Genomic DNA, 25299 nt, shown 5'->3' with positions numbered 1-25299 from the left:
GAAACTCCTTGCTGGAACCGCCGGGCTGCCGCACGCTTATGCAGCCAGGTGCGGCTCGGGGGCCGAGGGGAAGGGGCCTTGAGGTGCGCAGCAGCGGTGTCGGCGTGTCCAACGCCGGAGCCTCGGCCCTGTATCGCCACCGCGCGCTGGCCGCGGAGCACCGCTGGGAACGGCGCGCGGTGCGGGCGGTGGTGGCCGGCGGATCGGGGGTCGTTGCGGCCGGTCTGAGCGTTTGGTGGGCGGGAGCCGTGGTAGCCGTCGTCGTCTTCGTCGGGCACGCGGCGTATGCGAGATTCAGGCCGGGACCTGTGACCAGTTGGCGGCGGGGTGCCTTGGCCGAGCGGCGTACCGGCCGGAGGCTGGCCCGCCTGGATCCGGCGGGCTTTCACGTTCTGCATGACCGGGCCTTGCCGGACGGTTCCACGCCCACGACCAATCTCGATCACCTCGTTGTGGGCCTGTCCGGCATCTACGCGATCGTCAGCCGACGGCTTCGGTGGGGTGCACGGTTGCGCCTCGGGCAGAGCCGTCTGTGGGTGGGGCGCAGACCGGTCGTCGGTGTGACCCGTGTGGCCGCTCGGGCCGCCGACACGGTGGCGGAACTGCTCTCCGAGGAGCTGGGTGAGGACGTGCACGTCACGCCGATGGTCGTTGTGCATGGTGCACGTGTCGCGCGGGACGGAGCAGAGCATGCCGGGGTGCTGTTCCATGCGGCCAGGACGATCCCACGTGCCATTGCGGGAGAGCCGGTCATCTACACCAGCGCACAGGTCGCGACCATCGCGGCGGCGGCCGAAGGGCTGTTGCCGCCGATGATGGAAATGCTTCTCCCTGAGTGAACGCCGGCCATATGTGTTTCACGTCGTGGAGTGCGTGATCGTTCACCGGGGCGATGCCCTGGTGAGCAGATGATCGATCCTTTATCGGAGGTACTTCGGGCGTAACGTCCTAAGAGTCTCATTCGCGACACTCTCCAAAAGTGTCACGAAGGAGTAAGAATGGTGTTCGGTATCTGAGTTCGATCTCTTGAAATGGCCTGTAAAGAGCGCCCGGACCCTTTACGTTTTGTGGCATGAACGACCATCTCCTGGTCGCGGCGCTGTGCGAACGTGATCCGGGCGCCCCGGCCGCCCTGTACGACGCCCATGCCGACCGGCTTTACGCGTACTGCTGGTTCCAACTACGGAGCCGGGACGCCGCCCAGGTGGCGCTGCGCGACACGCTCATCGTGGCGGAGGCGCACATCGGAAAGCTGCGCGACCCGGACCGGTTCGCGCCGTGGCTCTACGCCATCGCCCGGCTGGAATGCGCGCGTCGGCTGCCGCCCACGGATCATCCGCCGGACGTGCCGATCGCCAGCCACGACCAGGAGGACGTCGACCAGCGCATCATGGCGTGGCAGGCGGTCCTGGCGCTGCTGCCGGTCTCCCGGGAGATCCTGGAACTACGGGTCCGGCACCAGTTGGCCGTTCCCGACTTGGCCGCGGTGTTCGACGTACCGCTGAAAGACGCGCAGTCGGCGCTCGATCGTGCGCACGGCGAGCTGGCAGAGGCGTTGACGGCCGAAATGCTCGCGCACCAGGGCCCGTACGGTTGCGCGGAACGTGCCGCGCTGCTGCGGGAACGGCACGGCGTGGACTCGCACACCGGCGGCGCGAACGGCCGGCTGGCGGAGCACGCGGAGGATTGCTCCGTCTGCGGCGCGTTCCGTCCGCGTACCGTGTCGGCCACCAAGGTCTACGGACTGCTGCCGGAACCCGATCTGGCAGCGGAACTCCGGCTCCGGGTGATGAGCTGTTTCCTCGATCCCGAGCTTGTCGGCTATCGGCTCTTCGTCACCACCCGGATCACCGGGTTCACGCCTGACGGGTTCCCAGTCCAGGCCATGCAGCCTGCACGTCCGCCCTGGGCGTCGAGTCCGGGAGGCCATTCGTGCCTACGCCGCTTGCGCAGAACACGTTCCCTGTCGAATGAGCAGCAGCGCGGGAGCCAAGCGGTCCGGGGCGTCGTGGTGCTAGCAGTGGTGGCGCTTCTGTCCGGTGGCGGAATCGCCTCCATGTACGGGTTGTTCGACACCGGACGACGGGACGCCGACACTGTCGCCGGCCCACGCCCGAGCGCCGTTCCCGGCCTTTCGCAGTATCCGGTCCCCGGCCGGCGGTCCGCGGACCATCCGGAAGGTGCCGGTTACCTCGATGCCGCTCCTGTGTCGGCCACATTCCCGCTCGGTTCGACAGCCTCGTCCGCGCCGCCGACCGCACTGCGGACACCGTCGCCGGCACCGGCGCCCGCGAATGACCATTCGAGCCCTGCGGCCAAGAGCACGCTGCTGGTCTCCCCGCTCTTCCTGGACCTCGCGGGAGACTCGGACGGGTCCATAGAACTGCGGGCAGAAAGTGGATCGGTGACCTGGCGGGCGAGGAGCCAGGGAGCCGTAGGGGTTCACCCTTCATCCGGACGTCTTGCGGCCGGGCAAAGCGTGACCGTGCGCGTCCAAGTCTCGCGGAAGTCGAACTCCGGCGGGGACGGCACGATCACGTTCCAGCCCGGTGGGAGCCAGGTGCACGTCACCTGGCGGCCCGACGCTCCAGGCGCGGATCCGACGCCTTCGCCTTCGCCGACGCCGACGGGGCCGGGCCACGGATACCCGTCCACACCACCCGGGACTCACCGTCCGGGCCGCCCGTCACCCTCACATCGCGAGACCCCGCCGTCTCCAAATCCGTCGCCCTCTGGGCCGCCACCATCCGGTGACGGCCCGGATCCGTCACCGTCCACCGAGGCGTCATCAGGGGCCACGGCCGTCTCTCCAAGTACAAGCTCGCCGTCCGGCCCCTGACGGGGAGTGGCGAACGTACCCGCCATTGCCCGAGTCAACTACCCTTCGTAGGTGATCGTTTGCGCTAAGCAGTACATGCCTGGGGGAAGACGTGCTCATGGCATTCGGCGCAGCACAGATCCGTCGTGCGAGCTCGTCCCATTCCCGCAGCGTGGCACTGCGGCTGGCCGCCCTGTTCTCCACCGTGGCGATCTGCGTGAGCCTGTCGGCTCCGGCGGTGTCCGCCCGCCCGCCGGCGGCCGACCCCACCCCCGGCGCGGGGGACGTTGAGCGCAGCGAACGGCAGGTCAGGGAACGCGCTGCCGAGGTCGGCCGGACGAAGGCGAAGCTCGCGCAGGCCGACGGCGAACTCGACCGGCTCGCCGTGGCCGCTGCGGCCGCGGTGGAACGCTACAACGGCGAACGGCTCGGACTGCAACGTTCCCAGCATGCCCACAGGGACGCCCAGGCACGGCTGGCTGAGGCGAACCGGAGGATGGAGGAAACGCGAGCCGCACTGGCGTCGTTCGCCGCGCAGCTCTACCGGAACAACACCGGCTACGACCAGATCTCGTCGGCGCTCGTCGGCGACGGTGGCCCGCAGGGCTTCATGGACCGTGCCGCGATGGTCGAGATGCTCGTCAAGCGGCGGACCGCGATGGTTCGCCGCGTGGAGGCGTCCAAGACCGTCGCGGACGTATTCCGCCGCCAGGCGCAGAAGGCGCTCGACGAGCAGGGGGCGGCGACGAGACGTGCCGAGGAGGCCAGACGGCTCGCGCAGGAGGCGGTGGCCAGGCAACAGGCTTCGGTGCAACGCATCAAGGTGGAAAAGCGGCACCTGGAGCGGCGGCTTGGAAGCGCTCAAGCCCGAACTGCCCGGCTCAAGCGCGCGCGGGTACGGGCGTTGGAGAAGGCGGAAGCACGCAAGGTCCGTGCCTCCATCGCGGGTTCAGGACACCCTGCCGAGGGACAGACCACGCCGGCCAAACGTGGTGCGATCGCGGTGCGTGCGGCGCTCAAATGGCTGGCAACCCCGTACTCGTGGGGTGGAGGCACCACGGCCGGTCCAAGCTACGGTGTGGCACAGGGCGCGGGAATCCGAGGCTTCGACTGCTCGGGCCTGGCGATGTACGCGTGGGACAAGGCCGGTGTACGGCTCGACCACTGGACGGGCACGCAGTGGACGTCGGGACCGCACGTCCCCATCGACGCGTTGCGTCCGGGTGACCTCGTCTTCTTCGCGAGGGACACGTCCGATCCCGGCACCATCCACCATGTGGGCATCTACGTCGGCGACGGGCAGATGGTGGAGGCGCCCTACACCGGTGCACGGGTCCGCATCTCCGGCATTCACCGGGGTGACCTGATCGGCGCTACCCGTCCCGTCGGCTGAGGCCGTGCGAGGACGCGGAGCCGCTGCCGTGCAGTGGCGTGGGGGTGCGGTGGAAGAAGAGAACCCTTCCGCGTGGTGCCGCGCGGAAGGGTTCTTCACGAGTCGTGTCGCGTGGGCGCGGGAGCGGATCTGCGCGGGCGACGCTCAGTGGCCGCCCCGGTCCGCCTCGCGCTTGAGGGAGCGTTCGATCTCCAGCTCCGCCTCGACGCGGCCGACCCAGCTGGCGCCCTCGACGGACTTGCCGGGCTCCAGGTCCTTGTAGACCTCGAAGAAGTGCTGTATCTCCAGCCGGTCGAACTCGGCGACGTGGTGGATATCGCGCAGGTGCTCCTGGCGGGGGTCGGTCGCGGGGACGCACAGGACCTTGTCGTCGCCACCGGCCTCGTCGGTCATCCGGAACATGCCCACCGCGCGGCAGCGGATCAGGCAGCCGGGGAACGTCGGCTCCTGCAGCAGGACGAGCGCGTCAAGCGGGTCGCCGTCCTCGCCTAGGGTGTCCTCGATGAACCCGTAGTCGGCCGGGTACTGCGTCGAGGTGAACAGCATGCGGTCGAGCCGGATGCGTCCGGTCTCGTGGTCCACCTCGTACTTGTTCCGCTGGCCCTTCGGGATCTCAATGGTGACGTCGAAATCCAAGATGTCCTCCGCTCCCTGCACGCTCGCAGTGAATAGTCTTTCGGGAACCCGTGGGCGAGGCCGTCCCCACAGGATGTTCCCTTGTATAAGGATGTCGCACGTTGGTGAGTGCTGAGTGGGAGAGGGGCGGTCGCGTGCCTGCACGGGGCCGTGCCCTCGTGGTCCTGTCGCTGTCCCTCCTGAACGTTTTCATCGTCACCGCCGGGCTGGCAGTGGCCAAACTCACACCCGACCGCCACCTTTCCCCGCAGCCGCCCAGCGTGGCGGCGCGTGACCTGGTACGCGTCCCGGCCTCGGCGGCGATCCCCGCCGCCGATCCCCTGTCGGGCCCGTCGCCGGACGCGTCCACCCTGGCCGGTCGGCTCTCGGCGCTGATCGGCGGCCCCCGCGCGAAGATCAGCGCGGTGGTGATCGATGCGGCGACCCGCCGTCCCCTGTTCGAGCGGCAGTCCCACCGGCCGGCGACCCCGGCCTCGACGACGAAGCTGGTGACGTCGGTGGCGGCGCTCGCCTCGGCCGGTCCCGCCCACCGGATCACCACACAGGTCGTGCACGGCACCGGTGGCGGAATCGTACTGGTCGGAGGCGGGGATCCTACCTTGACGGCCCTTCCGGCACTCCCAGAGGGCCGTCCTCCCTTCGCTTCGCTGGTGGATCTGGCTCGGCAGACGGCCACCGCGCTGAAGGCGTCCGGTGTGCAGCGGGTGCGCGTGGACTACGACGTGTCCGCGTATGCGGGCCCCCGTACGGCCGCCGGCTGGAAACCCAATTACATGCCTGATGGCGAGGTCGCTCCGGTCACCGCCCTGACGGTCGACGAAGGCCGCGTGTCTCCCGGGGATCCGTCCAAGAGGACACGGGTCTCCGATCCGCCCGCCGCGGCAGCGAAGCAGTTCGCGCAGCTGCTGTCCAAGAACGGAGTGAGTGCGAAGCCCGGTCGCCGGACGGTCGCGCAGAAGGGGGCGGTGCGGCTCGGTGCCGTCCAGTCACCGCCGATGTCCGCGCTGGTGGAGCACTTGATGACCGAGAGCGACAACGATGTGGCGGAAGCGGTGGCGCGGCAGGTCGCCATCAAGCTGGGTCGTCCGGCGACGTTCGCGGACGCCGCCCAGGCCGTGGAGCAGGTCGTCGCCAGGCTGGGCGTGACGGAAGGGGTTTCGGTGAACGACGGCAGTGGCCTGTCCACGCGGAACCGCATCACGCCGATGGCGCTCGCCCGCATCGTCTCGCTCGCCGCCGGTGACGACCACCCGGAGCTCCGCGCGGCCGTCTCCGGTCTCCCGATCGCCGGGTTCTCCGGGACGCTGGGCCCCCCGCGCTTCACCGTCGGGGCCAGCCGGGCGGGGGCCGGGATGGTCCGCGCCAAGACCGGCACGCTGGCGGGCGTCAGCACGCTGGCAGGGCTCGCCTATGACGCGGATGGCCGGTTGCTCGCGTTCGCCTTCATGGCGGGGGATGGCAAGGGGCCGGTCGATCCCGGCAAGCTCGACCAGCTGGCGGCCGCCGTCGCCGCCTGCGGCTGCGGTGGCGCGCCCTCGGCCGGGGGCTGAGCGGGGTGTGGGCGCGGCCATACGGGAGATAACCAGGACGGTTGTTCGTTGAACGACTGTGCAGGGGCGCCTCGGCGCCGCGTCCGAAACGTACGGTGGAGTACATGAGCGCCTCAATGATCGACTGGAACGTGGCCGTCCAGGCGGGAACCCGGCTCGTGAGGCCGGGACCGCAGGTCAGCCATGCCGAGGCTCGTGAGGTCGTGGCGGAGCTGCGCGAGCTGTCGAAGATCGCCCACGGGCATGTGCGGGACTTCACCGGCATGGCCTCCGAGCTCGATCCGGATCCGGCGACGATCGTGGACAGGCCCGGCTGGATCCGGGCGAACGTGGACGGATTCCGGGTGGTGCTGGAACCGCTCATGGAGCAGATGAACGAGCGGCGTGGTCCGGGGCCCCTCGGAGGTGCGGGCAACGTCGTCGTCCAGGCCGTGGGTTCGCGCGTCACCGGCATGCAGGTCGGCGCGATTCTGGCGTACATGGCCAGCCGCGTCCTGGGGCAGTACGAGCTGTTCCTGCCGCCGGACCCGTCCGGCGAGGCGCCGACGGGGCGGCTGACGCTGGTCGCTCCCAACATCGTTCACGTGGAGCATGAGCTCGGTGTGGAGGCACGCGACTTCCGCCTCTGGGTGTGTCTCCACGAGGAGACGCACCGGGCCCAGTTCACGGGTGTCCCGTGGCTTCGCGAGTACGTGCAGGAGCAGATGACCAAGTTCCTGCTCGCGTCCGACCTCGACCCCGGCGTGATGCTGGACCGTATCCGGGACGCGGCCGAGGCCGTCGCCGACGCCGTGCGCGGCGGCGACGCCAACCTCATCGACGCGATCCAGAGCCCGGAGCAGCGCGCGATCCTCGACCGCCTCACCGCGGTGATGACGCTGGTCGAGGGACACGGCGACTACGTGATGGACGCGGTCGGCCCGGAAGTGGTCCCGTCCGTACAGCAGATCCGTTCACGCTTCCAGGGGCGGCGGGACGGCGGCTCCAAGCTCGACAAGACGATTCGGCGCCTTCTCGGCATCGACCTGAAGATGAAGCAGTACGCGGAGGGGTCGCGGTTCGTCCGGCGGGTCGTCACCGAAGTGGGCATGAGCGGGTTCAACCAGGTGTGGCAGTCGCCGGAGACACTGCCCACGCACGACGAGATCAAAGAGCCGGCCCTGTGGATGGACAGGGTCGTCGGCCCCCGCGCCCTGGACGCGCCCCCCGAGGCCAACGAGGCCTGAGCCAGGCCCGTTGGGTCCGGTGACCGTCGCGCGTGCGCGATGCCGCGTAGTGGTAAAGATTCTGCATGGGCCCTGATCCGGCGGTGGCGGCGGTACGTCTCGCGGTACGGCGCGTCCTGGCGGACCTCCAGCCAGGGGCCATGGTGCTGGCCGCATGCAGCGGCGGGGCCGATTCCTTGGCGCTCGCTGGTGCGCTGGCGTTCGAGGCGCCCCGCTCGGGACATCCGGCAGGCGGGGTGACGATCGACCACGGTCTGCAGGACGGTTCAGGCGAACGCGCCGACGCCGTGGTCCGGATCATGGCGGGCCTTGGCCTGGACCCATCCGGATCGGTCGCGGTCCTGGTGGACGGGGGAGGCGGGCCGGAGAACGCCGCCCGCGACGCCCGCTATACGGCTCTCGACGATGCGGCCGACCGGCTCGGGGCCGTGGCCGTCCTCTTGGGGCACACACAGGACGACCAGGCCGAAACCGTCCTGCTGGGATTGGCGCGCGGCTCTGGGGCCCGATCGCTGTCCGGCATGCCTGCCGCCTTCCGCCGCGAGTCCGGCGTCCGCTACGTAAGGCCCCTGCTTGAGATCGACCGCGCGACCACGCGCAGGGCTTGCAAGGCGATGGGGCTGAACCCCTGGGACGACCCCCACAACGTTGATCCCGCCTACGCACGCGTACGCGTACGGCATGAGGCGCTCCCGGTCCTGGAGAAATCTCTAGGACCCGGCGTGGCCGAGGCTCTGGCGCGGACGGCGAGGATGCTGCGCGACGACGCGGACTTCCTGGACGAGCTCGCCGCACAGGCTTTCACCGACCTGGAAACCTCCGAAGACGGCTATGCCGTGGCCCTCCGCATCGAAGGGCTCGGTGACCTGGCCAGAGCCGTCCGCACCCGGGTTCTGCGGATGGCCGTCGTCAGGGCCGGCAGTCCACCCGGTACGCTCGCGGCCGTCCATGTCGATGCGGTCGATCGGCTGGTCACGGCCTGGCATGGCCAGCGGCACGTAGACCTGCCCGGGGGGCTGAGGGCCGTCCGGCGGTATGGGAAGCTGCTGTTCGGCCCGGTTTGACATCGCGCCGTGTGCGGCTCGCCACATGAGCCGGCACACGACGTGTCCGCTGCGTGAACGGGGAGAACGTCGCGCGGCTGTGCCCGTCCCACAGGACGGGCGAGGTCTCGGCGATGAGGGTGGGGTTGTGGACGAGAAAGACCTGGGCACAGACCTGGCGAAGGTGCTGGTCCCCGAGGCGGACCTGCAGGACAAGGTGCGGGAGCTCGCCGGGCAGATCGACGCCGACTACGCGGGCAAGGACCTGCTTCTCGTCGGAGTACTCAAGGGCGCCGTCATGATCATGGCGGATCTGGCGCGGGCGCTGCACACGCCCGCCTCGATGGACTGGATGGCCGTGTCGTCGTACGGGTCCGGGACGAAGTCGTCGGGGGTCGTGCGCATCCTCAAGGACCTCGACACCGACATCCTGGACCGGCACGTCCTGATCGTGGAGGACATCGTCGACTCGGGTCTGACCCTGTCATGGCTGGTCAGCAACCTGCGTTCACGCGGGCCCGCATCGCTGGAGATCTGCGCGCTGCTGCGCAAGCCGGAGGCGGTCAAGACCGACCTCGACGTGAGGTACATCGGGTTCGACATCCCCAACGAGTTCGTCATCGGCTACGGGCTCGACTACGCGGAGAAGTACCGGAACCTGCCGTTCGTCGGCACGCTCGCCCCCCACGTCTACGGCGGAGACGGCGCGTAGCCTCGCCCCTCAGGGAACAAGGGACCGTGACGAATCGTTGCAAAGGTCGTTGACGGGTATATGGAAGGGATGCAGGAGGACGGCGTCGGCTGCGTCTCCTGCGTCCTGCGGTGTACCGTCGGTGTCCCGGATCCTCGGGTTGGGGAGCCACAGGAGGGAAACCGCTGCGGTGGGTCCGGAGCCCAGGGCGACGGAGCTTTCGTGAGTCGGATTGTTGGTCGCCCCGGCGTCCGTCCCCCGGGGACGGGCGAGGATCGCACACAGACGTTGGTCAGGAGGGACGGGCCCCGGAGGGGTAACCGAATAAATGGACGTGAAGCGCTATTTTCGCGGGCCGCTGCTGTGGATCCTGCTGTTCGGCCTCTTGGTCGCCCTTGTCATGTGGGGCATCAACCCCGGCCCCTCGTACGAGAAGGTCGACACCTCCAAGGTCGTCCAGGAGATCAACGCGGGACAGGTGAAGTCCGCCAAGATCATTGACAAGGACCAGCGGATCGAGCTGACGCTCAAGAACGGTGAGCATCAGCAGACGTCGTGGGTCGACGGCCAGGGACACCAGCTCCAGCAGGCGTTGCAGAAGCAGGTCGACGCGAAACAGCTGCCCGGCGGCTACGACGTGGAGGTTCCGAAGCAGAGCTTCTTCCTGAACCTGCTGTTCAGCCTGCTGCCGATCGTCATCATCGTGCTGATCTTCCTGTTCATCATGAACCAGATGCAGGGCGGCGGCTCGCGCGTGATGAACTTCGGCAAGTCCAAGGCCAAGCTCATCACCAAGGACACTCCGAAGACGACCTTCGCGGACGTGGCCGGGGCCGACGAGGCCCTGGAAGAGCTGGAAGAGATCAAGGACTTCCTGCAGAACCCGGCGAAGTTCCAGTCCATCGGCGCCAAGATCCCCAAGGGTGTGCTGCTGTACGGCCCGCCCGGCACCGGTAAGACGCTGCTGGCCCGCGCGGTGGCCGGCGAGGCGGGGGTGCCGTTCTACTCGATCTCCGGCTCCGACTTCGTCGAGATGTTCGTCGGTGTGGGCGCCTCCCGCGTCCGCGACCTGTTCGAGCAGGCCAAGACGAACGCCCCCTCGATCATCTTCATCGACGAGATCGACGCCGTCGGCCGGCACCGCGGCGCGGGCCTCGGCGGTGGCCACGACGAGCGTGAGCAGACCCTCAACCAGCTGCTGGTCGAGATGGACGGCTTCGACGTCAAGGGCGGCGTGATCCTGATCGCGGCGACGAACCGTCCCGACATCCTCGACCCGGCGCTGCTGCGTCCCGGCCGGTTCGACCGGCAGGTCACCGTGGACCGCCCGGACCTGGAGGGCCGCAAGGGCATCCTGAAGGTGCACGGCCGCGGCAAGCCGTTCGCCCCGGACGTCGAGCTGGACATCATCGCGCGCCGCACCCCCGGTTTCACGGGCGCCGACCTGGCCAACGTGATCAACGAGGCTGCGCTGCTCACCGCGCGCTTCGACCGCAAGCTGATCGACATGGACACCCTTGAGGAGTCCATCGACCGCGTCATGGCCGGGCCGGAGCGCAAGACCCGCGTGATGTCGGAGAAGGAAAAGAAGATCATCGCCTATCACGAGGGCGGGCACGCTCTGGTGGCGCACGCGCTGCCGAACTCCGACCCCGTGCACAAGGTGACGATCCTTCCTCGCGGACGGGCCCTGGGCTACACCATGACCCTTCCGATGGAGGACAAGTTCCTCACCACGCGCTCGGAGATGAACGACCAGCTCGCGATGCTGCTCGGTGGGCGCACCGCGGAGGAACTGGTCTTCCACGAGCCGACGACCGGTGCGGCCAACGACATCGAGAAGGCCAGCTCCATCGCCCGCAACATGGTGACCGAGTACGGCATGAGCGAGCGTCTTGGAGCGCGTAAGTTCGGCTCCGGTCAGGGCGAGGTCTTCCTCGGCCGCGACATGGGCCACGAGCGTGACTACTCCGAGGACATAGCGTCCGCGATCGACGACGAGGTCCGCCGCTACATCGAGGCCGCCCACGACACCGCGTGGGAGATCCTCGTGGAGTACCGGGACGTCCTCGACGAACTGGTCGTGAACCTCATGGAGAAGGAGACCCTGTCCAAGGACATGGTGCTGGAGATCTTCGCGCCGATCGAGAAGCGGCCGCATCAGAACTCCTACACCGGCTATGGCAAGCGTCTCCCGTCCGACCGTCCGCCCATCCTCACGCGTAAGGAGCTGGCCCTTCTCGGCCCGCAGGACGTCACGGACCTGACCAAGGGCAATGGGCAGAGCGGTGTCGCTTCGGAGGCCGCCGACCCGGCCCAGGGTGAGAGCTGACCGCGTTGGCTGATCCGCAAGACGAAACGTCGGCGCGCGACGAGCCCGGGGACGTGACACCGTCCTCAGGCTCGTCGTCCACCGGCGCCCAGGGGCAGTGGACGGTGGACCAGGCGGCGCGGGACGCGGGACGGGCGTTCGTCGAGGGCGAGACACCGATCCTGGACGAGCCGCCCGGGTTCGACCATGCGCGGATCGAGAAGGCCGTGCGCGAGATCCTGATCGGGCTGGGGGAGGACCCCGACCGTGACGGGCTGCGTGAGACACCGGCCAGGGTGGCGCGCGCGTACGCCGAGCAGTTCGCCGGTCTGCGGCAGACGCCGGAGGATGCGCTGACCACGGTGTTCGACGCCGATCATGAAGAGATGGTTTTGGTGAAGGACATCGAGGTGTACTCGGTCTGTGAGCACCACCTGGTTCCCTTCCACGGAGTGGCCCATGTGGGGTACACGCCTAACATGAAGGGCCAGATCACGGGTCTGTCGAAGCTGGCGCGGCTGGTGGACGTGTATGCGCGCCGCCCGCAGGTCCAGGAACGGCTGACCAGTCAGGTCGCCGATGCGCTGATGAGCGTGCTGGAGCCGCGTGGTGCGATCGTGGTGATCGAGGCCGAGCATCTGTGCATGACGATGCGCGGTGTGCGCAAGCCGGGCGCGAAGACGGTGACGTCGGCGGTGCGCGGCGACTTCCGTGATCATGCCGAGACGCGGTCTGAGGCGATGAGCTTGATCCTCGGCCGCTGACGGCCGTCCGCCCGCCTTTCCGGGCCATCGAACGCCTGAACGGGCCTCAGCGTTGCGCTGAGGCCCGTTCTGCTGATTCCGGACGGGGTGGCCCGGCCTGCCGAGGCCGGTGTGCCGGGCCACGGTACGTGGCGTCGCGCCGGGCCGGTGCGCCGGCGGAATCGGGCGGCGGAGGCGTCGCTCCGGGGGGTTGAGATCAAGGCATAGGGTTGGGTGCCATGACCAGTGCCGTCGTTCCGGGGCTGCCCGCGCCAGGGCGCTGCCTCGTCATGGGCGTGGTCAACGTCACCCCCGATTCGTTCTCGGACGGCGGTGCCTGGTTCGATCCGGAGAAGGCCATCCGGCATGGGCTCGACCTCGTCGCGGAGGGCGCCGACATCGTGGACGTGGGCGGCGAGTCCACGCGGCCCGGTGCGCAGCGTGTGTCCGGGGACGAGGAACTGCGTCGCGTCGTGCCCGTCATCGAGGCCCTCATCGCGGAGAACGTGCCGGTCAGTGTCGACACCATGCGCGCTGAGGTCGCAGAGGCCGCCCTTGACGTGGGTGCCCTGCTGGTGAACGACGTCAGTGGCGGCCTCGCCGATCCGGACATGCCGCGTGTGGTCGCCGCCGCGGGTGTCCCGTACGTGGTGATGCATTGGCGGGGGCATAGCCATGACATGCAGACACGCGCCATCTACGAGGACGTCGTCCGCGAGGTGCGCGATGAGCTGCTGTACAGGGTCGACGCGGTACTGGCCGAGGGCGTCGACCCGTCGATGATCGTGCTCGACCCCGGCCTGGGCTTCGCCAAGAACCCCGAGGCGGGGCACAACTGGTCGCTGCTCGCCCATCTGGACGTTCTCACCGACACCGGGTACCCCGTCCTGGTCGGCGCGTCCCGCAAAGGGTTCCTGACCAGGTTGCTCGCCGGCCCCGATGGCACGCCCCGCCCGTTCGGCGAATGCGACGACGCCACCGTGGCGGTCACGTCGCTGGTCGCCGCCGCCGGTGCATGGTGTGTGCGTGTCCACCGAGTCCGTCCCAATGCGGATGCCGTCCGGGTGTCGGCCGCCATGCGCGCGGCACGTCCCGCCGGTGAAGCACGTCCAGCCGGCGAAGAGAGTCCTGCACAAGCCGCGGCAGACGGTCGCGCCGACCACGGGAGTTCCCGCCAATGAGCCGTGCCGTGAACCGCGCCGACGTGGACGAGGTCCATGCCGAGTTCTACGCGGCGTTCGAGGCCGGTGACTTCGACCGCATGTCGGACGTATGGGCGGACGGCCCGTACGCGGACGGCGTCTCCTGCGTCCACCCCGGCTGGACGATGCTGCGCGGACGTGAGGAAGTGCTCCGCTCCTGGGCGCTCATCATGGCCAACACGACCTACATCCAGTTCGTGCTGACCGACGTCGAGACCGACGTGTACGGCGATCACGCCGTGGTGACGTGCAAGGAGAACATCCTCACCGCCGACGAGGACACCGAGGCCGGTTTCCTCGCCGGGGGAAGCATCGTGGCCACGAACGTGTTCGTTCGGTCGGACGGGGAGTGGAGGCTTCTGCTGCACCATGGTTCGCCCGTCCTCAATGTCGTGGATGCAGAGGAAGAATGAGTCTCGACCACATCGAACTGCGCGGCCTGCGGGCGCGGGGCCGGCACGGATGCCTGCCCGCGGAGCGTGAGCTGGGGCAGGAGTTCGTGGTGGACGCCGTCCTCGGCCTCGACACGCGCCCGGCCGCGGCCGGGGACGACCTCTCGCGTACCGTCGACTACGGAACGCTCGCCGGCCGCCTGGTCGCCGTCGTCGAGGGGGAGCCCGTCAATCTCCTTGAAACGCTGGCCGACCGGTTGGCGACAATATGTCTGGAAGATACGACGGTGTGCGAGGTCGAGATCACCGTCCACAAGCCGAGCGCCCCGGTGCCGCACCCCTTCACGGACATCGCCGTGAAGATCAAGAGGAGTCGCCCATGACCGCGTCCGACCGCATGCCCGACCGCACCGCCACCGGCGGCCACATGCTGGTCCAGCACCGTGTCGTTTTCTCGATCGGCAGCAACCTCGGAGACCGGCTGGACAACATCCAGGAGGCGGTGGACGCGCTGTTCGACGCGCCCGGCCTGAACTTCGTGGCGTTCTCCCCGGTCTACGAGACGCCGCCGTATGCGCCGCCCGGTGAGACCATCCCCGAACAGGGGGATTTCCTGAACGTGGTGGTCGTTGCCGATACCCGGCTGCCACCGGAGAACCTGCTCGAACGCGTCTTGAACATCGAGACGTCGATGCGCAGGGAACGGGTGGTCCGATGGGGTCCCCGCACACTCGACATCGACATCGTCGTGTTCGGGGACGTCACGTCCGACGACCCCGACCTGACGCTCCCGCACCCCCGCGCGCACGAGCGGGCGTTCGTCCTCGTCCCCTGGGCCGACATCGAGCCGGACGTGCTGCTGCCCGGGCACGGCCGTGTCGGTGACCTCGCCCAGGCCAAACAGGCGGAGGGTGGTCCGTCGGCCGTCCGCCGCCGGGAGGACCTGGCACTTCAGCAGCCTGCATGAAACCGTCCCGGCCGCTGTTCCTCATCGCGCTCGTGGCCGTCGTCGCGGTGGTCACCTGGGCGGTGCTGCGTTCGGCCTACATGTCGCTGCCTCCGCTGCCGTGGACCGCGGTGCCGACGCTGCTGCTCCTCGCCCTCGGCGAGGGGTTCACGGGGCTGAACGTGCTGCGCCGCCTGCGCCGCAAACCCATGGAAGGGCGCCGGTCCGACCCGAACCGGAGACCGGCACCCAAGCCGCTGGAGCCCATGGCGGTGGCACGGCTCGCCGCCCTGGCCAAGGCCAGCGCGCACTCCGCCGCGGTCATCGCCGGCGTCTTCGCCGGGTTCGCCGTCAGCCTCACGTCGTCGCTCGACAAGGCGACCCCCCGCCAGGACTTCTTCGTCAGCGGCGGCACATTCCTCGCCGCGGTCGTCCTCGTGGGGGCCGCGTTCTTCCTGGAGTACGCGTGCCGCGTCCCCAAGGACCCGGACGAGGAGGAACGCGACCGCGGTGCGTCCCGGGCGTAGGACGCACCTGTGCCCGTGCCCGTGCCTACTGCCCCGAACCGATCCGTCGCCGGGTGCGGAGCGGCGGGTGCGGAGCGGCGGGGTGTGGGGCGTGCCGGTCACTTGTCGATGTCGCCGACGACGAAGAACATCGAGCCCAGGATCGCGATCATGTCGGCGACCAGGGTGCCGGGCAGAAGTTCCTTCAGGACTTGGATGTTGTTGAACGACGCGGACCGCAGTTTCATCCGCCACGGTGTCTTCTCGCCGCGCGACACGAGGTAGTAGCCGTTGATGCCGAGGGGGTTCTCCGTCCAGGCATAGGTGTGGCCCTCGGGGACCTTCAGCACCTTCGGGAGCCTCTGGTTGATGGGGCCGGGCGGAAGTTCCGCCAGGCGGTCGAGGCAGGCGTCGGCCAGGTCGAGGGACGCGTGCACCTGGTCGAGCAGGCACTCGAACCGGGCCAGGCAGTCGCCCTCCGCCCGGGTGACCACACGGACGTCGAGGTCGCCGTAGGCGAGGTACGGCTCGTCCCGGCGCAGGTCGAAGTCCAGCCCGGACGCACGCGCGATGGGCCCCGACACGCCGTACTGCAGGATCTGCTCCTGCGTGAGGACGCCGACGCCCCTCGTCCGGGCGCGGAAGATCTCGTTGCCCATGATGATGTCGTCGATGTCGCCCATGCGGGAACGGACCTCGGACACCGCCGTCCGCGCGCGCGCCGCCCAGCCGGCGGGGAGCTCCTCCTTGAGCCCGCCGACCCGGTTGAACATGTAGTGCATTCGCCCGCCGGAGACCTCCTCCATCACCCTCTGCAACGCCTCACGTTCACGGAACGCGTAGAAGACCGGCGTGATGGCGCCCATTTCAAGCGGATACGAGCCGAGGAACATCAGATGGTTCAGTATCCGGTTGAGCTCGGCCAGCAGCGTCCTCGTCCAGACGGCGCGGACCGGCACCTCCATGCCGAGCATCCGTTCGACGGCGAGGACGACGCCGAGCTCACTGGAGAACGCCGACAGCCAGTCATGCCGGTTCGCCAGGACGATGATCTGCCGGAAGTCGCGCACCTCGAAGAGCTTCTCCGCCCCCCGGTGCATGTAGCCGACGATGGGTTCGGCCGCGGATATCCGCTCGCCGTCCAAGGTCAGCCTCAGCCGGAGCACACCGTGCGTGGACGGGTGCTGAGGGCCGATGTTCAAAGTCATGTCCTCGGTGGCGAGCTCCTTGGCGCCCGCACCGATCCCGACGATCCGTTCGGTGGTCATGGTCGCGCCTCCGCCGCTCCGGTCACCGCTTCATGGTCCCATGGCGAGCGGCACTCGTTATCCGGTTGACTAGGGGGCAATGAACGCGAGCCATGGCGAACCGCCTTACGAGCCCGCCGCGAACCCTGGACAGCAGGGGGCGGCTTACCCGCCCGCGCCGCCGGGCCCGGGTCATGGCGGTCAACCGCCAGGCCGGCCTGTTCAAGGGCAGGCGCCGGGTCAGGGACAGCTACCGGTAGACGACCCACCGCACCGGCAGCCGTCCGGGCCACCCGTCTACCAGGCGGACCAGGCGTTCGAGCCCGGCGGCGGCCTGCACTGGTCGCCCATATCCAGGCGCCATGCCTTGCAGCGGCTCCTCACCGCCGTTCTGTGGGCGATTCCGGTCGGCGGTGCGGGTGGGTTCATCGTGTGGGGGAACGGCGGCCTGATACCCGCCGCCATGTGGATCGCCGCCGTTCTGCTGGGGGCCGTCCTCACCTGGCTGGTGGCCGAACTCGACCGCCGGGCGTACGGCTACGTCGAACGTGCGGACGACCTCATCGTCACCCACGGAGTGTTCGTCAAGCGCCTCATCGTCGTCCCCTACGGGCGGATGCAGTTCGTGGACGTCACGGCGGGGCTCCTGGAGAGGTGGATGGGCATCGCCACCGTCCGGATGCACACCGCCGCGGCGGCAACGGACGCGACCATCCCGGGTCTGCCGACTTCTGAGGCCGCCCTACTGCGTGACCGCCTTGCCCAGAAGGGCGAGGAAAGGAGCATGGGGCTATGAGCGGCCCGTACGGGCCATACGGGCCACCGGGACCGCCCGGACCGCCTGGACCGCCTGGGGCACCTGGACCACGAGGCCCGTACGGACCGCGCGGCCCCCACGGCGGTCCGGGACCGCCTACCGGGCCGCGCCCTCCCTACGGCCCACCGCCCGGCCCTCCTCCTGGCCGGCCAGGCCCGCCCTACGGTCCGCCTCGTCCGCCGTACGGCTACGGCCCCCCGCCGGGCTACGGGCCCCCGCCGGGCTACCGTCCACCCATCCGGTTCTCGGAGGGAACGCACCGGCTTCACTGGGCAACGGTGCCCCTGCGCGCGTTCATCTTCCTCATCATCTACTTCGTGCTGCTCGGCTTCCCTCTTCTGCTGACCCAGACGGATGACGGCGTCATCCTGGTGCTCACCCCAGAGGTCCTGGCCAGATTTCTCATCGTGAGCGTCCCCATGGCGCTGATCGCAGTGGGGACGGGCGTCTGGACGTGGCTGGCTCTGCGTTTCCGTGTCGACGGCGACGACCTCGTCGTCGAGACCGGTCTGCTCCGTAAGAACAAGCGCCGGATCCCGCTTTCGCGTATTCAGGCCATCGACCTTGTCCGTCCGCTGGTGACGCGGGTGTTCGCCCTTGCCGAAGTGCGGGTCGAGCTGGCCGGCGGCGAGCACAGCGAAATCGCCCTCCGCTACCTGGGGCGGCACTCCGCCAACCAGCTTCGTGCGGAACTCCTCGCCCGTGCCGCAGGGCTGCCCGGGCACACGCCCGAGGCCCCCGAAAGGCATCTGTGGCGGATCCGCTTCGGCACACTGCTCGCGTCCCTGCTTCTCCGGCTGCCCGTCCTCGGCACCGCCCTGCTCTTCCTCGCGTCGCTGATGTTCCTCGTCATGTACGCGGAGGGAGGCATTCTGGCCGTCACCCTCCCCGTCCTGCTCGGGCTCATCCGGGCGGTCATCGCGCCCTTGGTGATGTACGCCAACTTCACGGTCGCCATGTCACCGGACGGCATCCGTCTCCGTTACGGCCTTCTGGAAACCAGGATGCAGACGCTCCCTCCCGGCCGTGTCCAGGCCGTCAGCATCGTCGAACCGGCGATCTGGCGCAGCCTCGGCTGGGCCCGCGTCGAGGTCACCGTCGCCGGCTACGCGGGTGAGCGCCAGGCCCTCTCCTCGACGCTGCTGCCCGTCGCGCCCCGGCACGTCGCCATGCATCTCGTCTCGCAGGTGTTCCCCGGCACTCACATCGACGCCGTCTCCATCCTCCCGGCGTCCTCCAAGACCGTGGCGATCGACCGCGCGGACGGCGCCGGCACCGACGACGTCGTCTTCGTGGCCCGGCATGGCTGGCCGTGCCGCCGCACCGACGTGATCGCTCACGCCCGCGCGCAGTCGGTCCGCCTCACCGTGAACCCGCTCCAGCGCGTTCTCGGACTGGCCACCGTCCACGTCGACGCGCCCCCGGGCATCGTCCAGGTCAGCGCCGCCGACCGTGAACTGGGCGAGGCCCGCGCGATCGTCGAATCCGCCGCCGGCCGTGCCCTGGCGGCCCGCCGTGCGGGTGGCGGAGACCCCACCCGCTGGGCCCGCTGACGACCTGTCCGCAGAACACGGAATCGCGTTATCCACAGGATCGCGTTCTCCTTGTCCGTTAAGCCGGGACCCCCGAGCATGGAGCGACCGCGATCGCATGGAAGGGGGTGTCGCCGAAGGGAACCTCGCGCGGGGTGAAGGCGATCTCGCCCGGGTGCAGTCCGCGATCGCGCAGGTCGCTGATGATCTGCGGGAGGGCGTCGATGGATGCCTGCGCCCAGTCGTGCATCAGGAAGATGCCGCCCGGCTGAAGGGTGCGCGCGGCCGCCACGATTTCGTCGGTGGTGGCTCCGGCCCAGTCCCGGGAGTCGACCGTCCACAGCACTTCAAGCAGATCCAGGCGCGCTTCGTCGGCCCTGATCGCGTCGTTGGTCTCGCCGTAGGGCGGCCGGAACAGTGAAGGCCACTCACCGGTGATGCGGTGCAGGGTCTGCTGGGCGCCGAGGATCTCCCCGAATGCGGCCTCGCCGGCTTCGGGGAGATGAGGATGCGTGTAGGTGTGGTTGCCGATCCACATCCCGGCCTGCTGCTGGGCGCGGACGAGCCCGGGATCGGCGTCGGCGTTGTCGCCCTGATTGAAGAAGGTCGCCCTGGCGTCGGCGGCCCGCAGCCCGTCGAGGAGAGCGGGCAGCGTCGCGGGCGTCGGCCCATCGTCGAAGGTGAGCGCGACATATCCCTTCGGCGTGCGACTCTCAGTTTTCGCGCCCATCGCACCGCCCACAGTGTTCGAACAGAGACGGGAAGGTCATCGTGACCGAAACCTTTCGAAAGCATATCGGTGGTCGATCGGTAACGTACGTGGCCCTGATCGTGCGGTCAATGGTTCTGCGTATCGTGCATGTCTGGGCTTCGAGGTACCCGAGTGCGAGCTCCTTGTCTCTGTGGGTTTGCTGAGAATCGGTTCTTGACGACCCGATCTCGGCGACGTACGTTCTTCGGGAATTCGAAAAGCTTCGAAACTTTTCGATACTCCATCTGCACACCCGGGCGTGGTTCGCGGAGTTGATCGGAGACCTGTGGTGAGACGCTTCCTTCCCAGATCATCGTCTGTCCCGCCGCACATCCGGGCCGGGCGGCGGACGCTGAAAGCCGGCGCGTCCGCCCTGCGGGGGCACGGGACGCCGGTGCGCGGCAGGGTGGCCGCCGTATTGATGCTCGCGCCGGTCCTTGTCGCGGCATCGTTCTCGATCACCGTGAGAGGTGCGGAGGGCGCCCCCCGGACGGCCGGCGGCCCGGCCGCGCCGGAGATTCATGGCCACTGGGTCGGCAGCTGGGCGTCGATGCCGCAGCTGACCGAGCCCCACAACATGCCGCCCCCGCCGTTCACGCGGGACGACGTGGTCCTCGGCGACGCCACGTTGCGGCAGACCATCCGCGTCTCGGTCGGCGGACGCAACATGCGGCTGCGGTTCTCCAACGCGTTCGGCGGCGCGGAACTGCCCATCACCAAGGTCTCGGTGGCGTTGCCGGACGGCGGGCAGGCCGGCGTCGGCTCGATTCAGCCGGGGACGTCCCGTCCGGTGATGTTCGGCGGCAAGCCGTCGGTGGACATCCCGGTCGGTGCGCAGATGGTCTCCGACCCGCTGCGGTTCCCGGTGGCGCCCCGCTCCATCCTGACCGTGACCCTCTACCTGGCGGACGGCCAGGCCTCCACCGACATCACCTCCCATCCGGGGTCGAGGACCACCTCCTACCTGGTGGCAGGCGACCACGTCGGGGACACCGATCTGCCCGGGGCGGCCCGCACCGATCACTGGTACTTCCTCAGTGGCGTCGAGATGTGGGCCGGGCCGCCGACGGCGGCGGCCGTCATGCTGGGCGACTCGCTCACGGACGGGCGGGGCTCGACGACCAACGGGAACGACCGCTGGCCGGACCGGCTGCTCGACCGGCTGCAGTCCCGTCCGGGCACGTCCGGCATCGCCGTCGTCAACCAGGCGGCAGGCGGCAACCGGGTCCTCCATGACGGGCTCGGCCCCAACGTGCTCGCGCGGCTGGATCGCGATGTGCTGGCCCACAGCGGCGTCCAGTGGCTGGTCGTCTTCGAGGGCGTCAACGACATCGGCACCGCCGACGCCGCTCCGGGGGCTCAGAAGCAGATCGCCGACAGGCTGATCGCGGCATACGAACAGATCGTCGTCCGCACTCACGCGCAGGGCATCCGGGTGTACGGCGCGACGCTCACCCCGTTCGGCGGCAACACCATGTACGACGACGAGAACGGATACCGCGAGGAGGCCCGCCAGACCGTCAACAGGTGGATCCGCACGAGCCGACGCTTCGACGCCGTCATCGACTTCGACCGGGCGGCGCGTGATCCGGCCGATCCGCGGCGCCTGCGCCCGGCGTTCGATGTCGGCGATCACCTGCACCTGAACCCCGCCGGCTACAAGGCCCTCGCCGACGCCGTCCCGTCCCGCCTCTTCCGGCACCGCCCCCTGCCGCCGGCCTTCGGCTTCGAGTGAGGCTTCCCGGCGGAACGATCGCCGGACGTGGCATGGCAGGCCACGAAAGGTGATGGGGATACGAGCAGGGCGCCGGCCGCCGTGGATCGGGTCGGCCGAGTTGTGGGAGCAATCGAGCCGCAAGCACCGGCGGCCGGCGCCCGACCACCACCCCCGTCCGGGATGCGAATATCGTCGGAACATGAGCGATCTGGCGTATGACCCCTGGTCTCCCGAGTTCGTCGCGGACCCGTACCCGGCGTTCGAGCGGCTCCGGGCCGAGCGTCCCGTGTTCTTCCATGAGCCCACCGGCCAGTGGGTGATCAGCCGGTATGAGGACGTCGACGCACTGCTGCGGGACCGGCGGCTCGGGCGGTCGTACCTCCACATCGCCGGCCACGAGGAGTTCGGGCAGGAGCCGGAGGCCGACTTCCTGAAGCCGTTCTGGGACCTCATCCGCGCCGGGATGCTCGACGTGGAGCCGCCCACGCACACGCGGCTCCGCCGCCTGGTGGCCAAGGCGTTCACCGCCCGGATGGTGGAGGGCCTGCGCCCGACGATCAGGCGGCTCGCCGGTGAACTGGCCGCGGCCCTGGCGGACGAGGGCGGCGGCGACCTGCTCGCCGAGGTCGCGGAGCCGCTGCCGGTGAACGTCATCGCGGAGATGCTCGGCATCCCCGTGCAGGACCGGCATCTCCTGCGCCCGTGGTCGGCGGACATCTGCGGAATGTACGAGCTGAACCCGCCGGAGGAGGCGCAGCGGACGGCGGTCCGCGCCGCCGTCGAATTCTCCGACTACCTGCGCGGGCTGGCGCGGGCCCGGCGGGACGAGCCGCGCGACGACCTCATCACCGCGCTCGCGCAGGTCGTCGACGAGGGCGACCGGCTCACCGAGGACGAGCTGATCGGCACCTGCGTCCTGCTGCTCAACGCCGGCCATGAGGCCACGGTCAACGCGACCGGCAACGGCTGGTGGTCGCTGTTCCGCAACCCGGCCGAGCTGGACCGTCTCCGCGCCGACCCGTCGCTCGTCCCCACGGCCGTCGAGGAACTGCTGCGCTACGACACTCCGGCGCCCATGTTCGAGCGCTGGGTCCTGCAGGACATCACGGTCGCCGGTGTCGGCATTCCCCGTGGCGCCGAGGTCGCGTTGCAGTTCGCGTCCGCCAACCGTGACCCGGAGGTGTTCGCCGACCCCGGCCGGCTCGACCTGTCCCGCGACCCGAACCCGCACATCACGTTCGGCCTCGGCATCCACTACTGCCTGGGCGCACCGCTCGCGCGGATCGAACTCGCCGAATCCTTCGGCGCGCTCCTCCGGCTGGCCCCCGACCTTCGCCTGGCAGCCGAGCCGAAGTGGAAGCCGGGCTACGTCCTGCGCGGCCTGGAGTCCCTCCCCGTAGAACGCTGAACCGCCGGGTTCAGGGGGTGAGGGGGGCGGGCATCGGGATGCCGACGGTTTGGGCGAGCCAGCCGAAACCGCCCAGGCCGGACGGGTCGGTGAGTTCGGCGTCCTCACCGGCGTGGCAGAGGGCGGCGACGTAGGCGCGGGGGTCGCGGTGGGCCAGGTCCAGGGGCGGGCGGGCACCGGAGAGCCCGAGGCCGCGCAGGGCGTCGCGCTGGGTGGTCAGGAGGCTGGACGTCGCGCCGGCGCGTTCACCGGCGCTGGTGCAGGCGTCGAGCGCGACGTGGGCGGTGACGTCGCAGGACCCGTCCGGGACGGCGGGGACGGTGGCGCCGTCGCGGTAGCCGGCCAGGGTTCCGTACACGGGTCGCGATTCGCGGGAGTGCGAATAGTCGACGGCGAGCGCGAGGCCCTGGGAGAGCCGCGCGACCACCGACGCCCAGGCGGCGCAGCGAGGGTGGCCGATCTCGGCGCGGTCGCCGGGTTCGTGGAGCGGCCACCAGCGCTCCAGCCAGTCGCGGTCCTCGTCGGACGGGGGAGGGCCGGGGCGTTCGGTTCCGGTGGCCGGGTCGACGAGAACGGTCCGGACGCCGTCCGGCGTGCGTTCGACGACGTCCAGCGGCACGTTGTCGAGCCATTCGTTCGCCACGGCCAGCCCGGTGATGCGGCCGGGCAGGTCCGGACGCCAGAGGATGCGGGACGGGATCTCGGCGGGTCGGGGTGCGATCTCCACGGCCGTGGGGACGAGCCGGGCCGCCAGGTCGGGTGGCGCGCAGGCCAGGATGTTGCTCACCAGGTGCCCGGATCCGGCGCCGATGTCGACGACGTCCAGCCGTTCGGGGCGGCCGAGCAGGGCGTCGACCTCGACGAGCAGGCGGGCGATGGCGGCGGCGAAGCGCGGTGAGGCGTGCACCGAGGTGCGGAAGTGCTCGGCGGGACGTTCCCCGCGCCGGTAGAAGCCGTCATCCCCGTACAGCGCCCGGTCCATCGCGGTGCGCCATGTCAGCCATTCGGAAACCAACGCCGCCACGACTGCGACGTTACCGTGACCGGAGGCGTCCGCCGCCGCGTCCCCGCAGTATGTCCGGACGGTTCTCGCGGGTATGCGCCAGAGTTCTCGCCCGGCCGGCGTGCCATCCTTGCGGTGGACACACGTCCGACCTGCGACTGATCCGTTCTGACCTGCATGTCCGTACCCTGGCGGCATGGTGGCGAGTGCGTGGGATTGGCTGCGGCGGAAGAAGCCGCTGGTCGACGCGTTCTTCGCGCTGCCGCTGCTGATCGTCGCCCTGCCCTCGCTGCTGGGGAACTCCTACGGGATCGACGAGCGGTGGTACGTACTCCTGACGATCGGGTTGACCGGCCCCCTCATCCTGCGCCGGACGTTCCCGCGTGCGGTGTTCGCCACGGTCGCGTTGATCTCGTGTGTCCAGTGCCTGCTGGGCGTGGTCCCCGTGCAGGCGAACATGGCGGTCCTGATGGGGCTCTACACGGTCACGGCGGGTTACTCGTTGCGCTGGGGGCTCGCGGCGGTGCTGATCACCGAGGCCGGCGCGGTCATGGCGACGTTCCGCTACCCGTCCGGCGCCGACGACATGAAGTACGCGTTCGCCATGCTGACGGTGTTGGTCGCGGGCACGTGGCTTCTCGGCCTGCACATGCGGACTCGCCGCGCCTACCTGCGTTCCGTCGAGGAGCGAGCCGAGCGCCTGGAGCGCGAACGCGACAACGAGGTCAAGGTGGCGATGGCCGCCGAACGCGCACGCATCGCCCGCGAGCTGCATGATGTCGTGGCCCACAACGTCAGCGTCATCGTGGTGCAGGCGGACGGTGCGTCCTACGCGATCGACACCGATGTGGGACGGGCCAGGCAGGCACTCGAGACGATCTCCTCGACGGGACGGCTGGCGCTGGCGGAAATGCGGCGGCTCCTCGGCGTCCTGCGGGAGAACGACGACGCGGGGGTGTTCGCGCCGCAGCCCGGGGTGGCGGAGCTGGACGATCTGATCGAGCAGGTCCGCGCGTCCGGGGTGGCGGTGACGTTCGAGACGGACGGGACGCCGGCCATGTCGGAGGGGCGCCAGCTCACGGTCTACCGGATCGTCCAGGAGGCGCTGACCAATACGCTCAAGCACGCGGGGCCGCGTGTGACGGTGGCGATCCGGCTGCGGTACGCCGAGGGCGCCCTGGAGATCCGGGTGGACGACGACGGGCGCGGCGCGGCCGCCCCCGACGACGGGCGGGGCCACGGCCTCGCCGGGATGCGGGAGCGGGTCGCCGTGTACGGGGGCGAGGTGCGCGCGGCACCGCGTCCCGGCGGCGGGTTCGAGGTGGTCGCGCGGATCCCGGTACGTGAGGAAGTGGGTGCGTCGTGAC

23 protein-coding genes are annotated in these 25299 nt (G+C 69.6%); 19 read left to right on the top strand and 4 right to left on the bottom strand.

What is annotated here, in order from left to right; all coding sequences use genetic code 11:
• Positions 1-83: 83 nt before the first annotated feature.
• From ACGFK0_RS17405 to ACGFK0_RS17395, 3 genes are all read left to right on the top strand, one after another.
• A complete protein-coding gene (locus ACGFK0_RS17405) occupies positions 84-839 on the top strand; it encodes a nuclease-related domain-containing protein (protein WP_392905890.1) in 756 nt (251 codons plus the stop codon).
• Between the two features lie 233 nt (positions 840-1072).
• Entirely contained in the window at positions 1073-2839 is a 1767-nt protein-coding gene (locus ACGFK0_RS17400; RefSeq protein ID WP_392905888.1) for an RNA polymerase sigma factor, read from the top strand.
• Positions 2840-2990: 151 nt separating this feature from the next.
• The gene (locus tag ACGFK0_RS17395; RefSeq protein ID WP_392905886.1) at positions 2991-4211 is read left to right on the top strand and encodes an NlpC/P60 family protein; all 1221 of its coding nucleotides are present in this window, start codon (positions 2991-2993) and stop codon (positions 4209-4211) included.
• A 144-nt stretch (positions 4212-4355) separates the two neighbouring features.
• Here ACGFK0_RS17395 and ACGFK0_RS17390 read toward each other — a convergent pair whose 3' ends face one another.
• Positions 4356-4847 (bottom strand): inorganic diphosphatase, encoded by a 492-nt coding sequence (locus tag ACGFK0_RS17390; RefSeq protein ID WP_392905885.1) that lies wholly within the window; start codon positions 4845-4847, stop codon positions 4356-4358.
• 134 nt (positions 4848-4981) lie between these two features.
• Between ACGFK0_RS17390 and dacB the strand changes: the two genes are divergently transcribed.
• From dacB to ACGFK0_RS17335, 11 genes are all read left to right on the top strand, one after another.
• Positions 4982-6397 (top strand): D-alanyl-D-alanine carboxypeptidase/D-alanyl-D-alanine-endopeptidase, encoded by a 1416-nt coding sequence (gene dacB / locus ACGFK0_RS17385; protein WP_392905884.1) that lies wholly within the window; start codon positions 4982-4984, stop codon positions 6395-6397.
• A gap of 116 nt (positions 6398-6513) precedes the next feature.
• Positions 6514-7623: a zinc-dependent metalloprotease gene (locus ACGFK0_RS17380; protein ID WP_392905996.1), complete on the top strand. Its 1110-nt coding sequence runs from the start codon at positions 6514-6516 to the stop codon at positions 7621-7623.
• Positions 7624-7688: 65 nt separating this feature from the next.
• Positions 7689-8687 (top strand): tRNA lysidine(34) synthetase TilS, encoded by a 999-nt coding sequence (gene tilS, locus ACGFK0_RS17375; RefSeq protein ID WP_392905882.1) that lies wholly within the window; start codon positions 7689-7691, stop codon positions 8685-8687.
• Between the two features lie 127 nt (positions 8688-8814).
• On the top strand, positions 8815-9378 hold the full coding sequence (gene hpt / locus ACGFK0_RS17370; RefSeq protein ID WP_392905880.1) for a hypoxanthine phosphoribosyltransferase: 564 nt from the start codon (positions 8815-8817) through the stop codon (positions 9376-9378).
• Positions 9379-9685: 307 nt separating this feature from the next.
• The gene (ftsH, locus tag ACGFK0_RS17365) at positions 9686-11689 is read left to right on the top strand and encodes an ATP-dependent zinc metalloprotease FtsH (protein ID WP_392905879.1); all 2004 of its coding nucleotides are present in this window, start codon (positions 9686-9688) and stop codon (positions 11687-11689) included.
• A 158-nt stretch (positions 11690-11847) separates the two neighbouring features.
• A complete protein-coding gene (gene folE, locus ACGFK0_RS17360) occupies positions 11848-12432 on the top strand; it encodes a GTP cyclohydrolase I FolE (RefSeq protein ID WP_392905994.1) in 585 nt (194 codons plus the stop codon).
• A gap of 269 nt (positions 12433-12701) precedes the next feature.
• The gene (folP, locus tag ACGFK0_RS17355) at positions 12702-13592 is read left to right on the top strand and encodes a dihydropteroate synthase (RefSeq protein WP_392905992.1); all 891 of its coding nucleotides are present in this window, start codon (positions 12702-12704) and stop codon (positions 13590-13592) included.
• Entirely contained in the window at positions 13589-14026 is a 438-nt protein-coding gene (locus ACGFK0_RS17350; RefSeq protein ID WP_358449346.1) for a nuclear transport factor 2 family protein, read from the top strand. Before folP ends, ACGFK0_RS17350 begins: the two co-directional genes overlap by 4 nt.
• On the top strand, positions 14023-14388 hold the full coding sequence (folB, locus tag ACGFK0_RS17345) for a dihydroneopterin aldolase (RefSeq protein ID WP_392905878.1): 366 nt from the start codon (positions 14023-14025) through the stop codon (positions 14386-14388). Before ACGFK0_RS17350 ends, folB begins: the two co-directional genes overlap by 4 nt.
• A complete protein-coding gene (folK, locus tag ACGFK0_RS17340; RefSeq protein ID WP_392905876.1) occupies positions 14385-14972 on the top strand; it encodes a 2-amino-4-hydroxy-6-hydroxymethyldihydropteridine diphosphokinase in 588 nt (195 codons plus the stop codon). The genes folB and folK overlap by 4 nt, the downstream gene beginning before the upstream one ends.
• Positions 14969-15478 (top strand): DUF3180 domain-containing protein, encoded by a 510-nt coding sequence (locus ACGFK0_RS17335; protein ID WP_392905875.1) that lies wholly within the window; start codon positions 14969-14971, stop codon positions 15476-15478. The genes folK and ACGFK0_RS17335 overlap by 4 nt, the downstream gene beginning before the upstream one ends.
• Before the next feature lie 98 nt (positions 15479-15576).
• Here the strand turns inward: ACGFK0_RS17335 and ACGFK0_RS17330 are convergent, their stop codons facing one another.
• Positions 15577-16725: an NADH-quinone oxidoreductase subunit D gene (locus ACGFK0_RS17330; protein WP_392905874.1), complete on the bottom strand. Its 1149-nt coding sequence runs from the start codon at positions 16723-16725 to the stop codon at positions 15577-15579.
• A 346-nt stretch (positions 16726-17071) separates the two neighbouring features.
• On the opposite strand from ACGFK0_RS17330, the gene ACGFK0_RS17325 reads away from it, so the two are divergent.
• Positions 17072-17500, top strand: coding sequence for a PH domain-containing protein (locus tag ACGFK0_RS17325; protein ID WP_392905872.1), 429 nt, complete (start codon positions 17072-17074; stop codon positions 17498-17500).
• 299 nt (positions 17501-17799) lie between these two features.
• Complete coding sequence (locus ACGFK0_RS17320) at positions 17800-19074, top strand: PH domain-containing protein (protein ID WP_392905870.1); 1275 nt, start codon at positions 17800-17802, stop codon at positions 19072-19074.
• A 58-nt stretch (positions 19075-19132) separates the two neighbouring features.
• Here ACGFK0_RS17320 and ACGFK0_RS17315 read toward each other — a convergent pair whose 3' ends face one another.
• A complete protein-coding gene (locus ACGFK0_RS17315; protein WP_392905868.1) occupies positions 19133-19783 on the bottom strand; it encodes a polysaccharide deacetylase family protein in 651 nt (216 codons plus the stop codon).
• Positions 19784-20267: 484 nt separating this feature from the next.
• On the opposite strand from ACGFK0_RS17315, the gene ACGFK0_RS17310 reads away from it, so the two are divergent.
• The gene (locus ACGFK0_RS17310; protein ID WP_392905867.1) at positions 20268-21539 is read left to right on the top strand and encodes an SGNH/GDSL hydrolase family protein; all 1272 of its coding nucleotides are present in this window, start codon (positions 20268-20270) and stop codon (positions 21537-21539) included.
• 181 nt (positions 21540-21720) lie between these two features.
• The gene (locus tag ACGFK0_RS17305) at positions 21721-22929 is read left to right on the top strand and encodes a cytochrome P450 (protein ID WP_392905866.1); all 1209 of its coding nucleotides are present in this window, start codon (positions 21721-21723) and stop codon (positions 22927-22929) included.
• A 10-nt stretch (positions 22930-22939) separates the two neighbouring features.
• On the opposite strand, the gene ACGFK0_RS17300 is transcribed toward ACGFK0_RS17305, so the two are convergent.
• Positions 22940-23953, bottom strand: coding sequence for an SAM-dependent methyltransferase (locus ACGFK0_RS17300; protein WP_392905865.1), 1014 nt, complete (start codon positions 23951-23953; stop codon positions 22940-22942).
• Positions 23954-24128: 175 nt separating this feature from the next.
• Here ACGFK0_RS17300 and ACGFK0_RS17295 point away from each other — a divergent pair, with 175 nt between their 5' ends.
• Positions 24129-25298, top strand: a complete 1170-nt coding sequence (locus ACGFK0_RS17295) for a sensor histidine kinase (RefSeq protein ID WP_392905863.1) — start codon at positions 24129-24131, stop codon at positions 25296-25298.
• Position 25299 lies beyond the last annotated feature (1 nt).

The organism is Spirillospora sp. NPDC048823 (genome assembly GCF_043198445.1).
Classification (GTDB): Bacteria; Actinomycetota; Actinomycetes; order Streptosporangiales; family Streptosporangiaceae; genus Spirillospora.
The sequence above is the reverse complement of the archived record's forward strand: the minus strand, read 5'-3'. Positions and strand labels throughout refer to the sequence as shown.

Bases quoted from the DNA above. Each gene is read 5' to 3' on its own strand.
- ACGFK0_RS17400 (WP_392905888.1), top strand. From the start codon at position 1,073: ATGAACGACCATCTCCTGGTCGCGGCGCTGTGCGAACGTGATCCGGGC.
- ACGFK0_RS17380 (WP_392905996.1), top strand. From the start codon at position 6,514: ATGATCGACTGGAACGTGGCCGTCCAGGCGGGAACCCGGCTCGTGAGG.
- tilS (WP_392905882.1), top strand. From the start codon at position 7,689: ATGGGCCCTGATCCGGCGGTGGCGGCGGTACGTCTCGCGGTACGGCGC.
- ftsH (WP_392905879.1), top strand. From the start codon at position 9,686: ATGGACGTGAAGCGCTATTTTCGCGGGCCGCTGCTGTGGATCCTGCTG.
- folP (WP_392905992.1), top strand. From the start codon at position 12,702: ATGGGCGTGGTCAACGTCACCCCCGATTCGTTCTCGGACGGCGGTGCC.
- ACGFK0_RS17350 (WP_358449346.1), top strand. From the start codon at position 13,589: ATGAGCCGTGCCGTGAACCGCGCCGACGTGGACGAGGTCCATGCCGAG.
- folB (WP_392905878.1), top strand. From the start codon at position 14,023: ATGAGTCTCGACCACATCGAACTGCGCGGCCTGCGGGCGCGGGGCCGG.
- folK (WP_392905876.1), top strand. From the start codon at position 14,385: ATGACCGCGTCCGACCGCATGCCCGACCGCACCGCCACCGGCGGCCAC.
- ACGFK0_RS17335 (WP_392905875.1), top strand. From the start codon at position 14,969: ATGAAACCGTCCCGGCCGCTGTTCCTCATCGCGCTCGTGGCCGTCGTC.
- ACGFK0_RS17330 (WP_392905874.1), bottom strand. From the start codon at position 16,725: ATGACCACCGAACGGATCGTCGGGATCGGTGCGGGCGCCAAGGAGCTC.
- ACGFK0_RS17315 (WP_392905868.1), bottom strand. From the start codon at position 19,783: ATGGGCGCGAAAACTGAGAGTCGCACGCCGAAGGGATATGTCGCGCTC.
- ACGFK0_RS17305 (WP_392905866.1), top strand. From the start codon at position 21,721: ATGAGCGATCTGGCGTATGACCCCTGGTCTCCCGAGTTCGTCGCGGAC.
- ACGFK0_RS17295 (WP_392905863.1), top strand. From the start codon at position 24,129: ATGGTGGCGAGTGCGTGGGATTGGCTGCGGCGGAAGAAGCCGCTGGTC.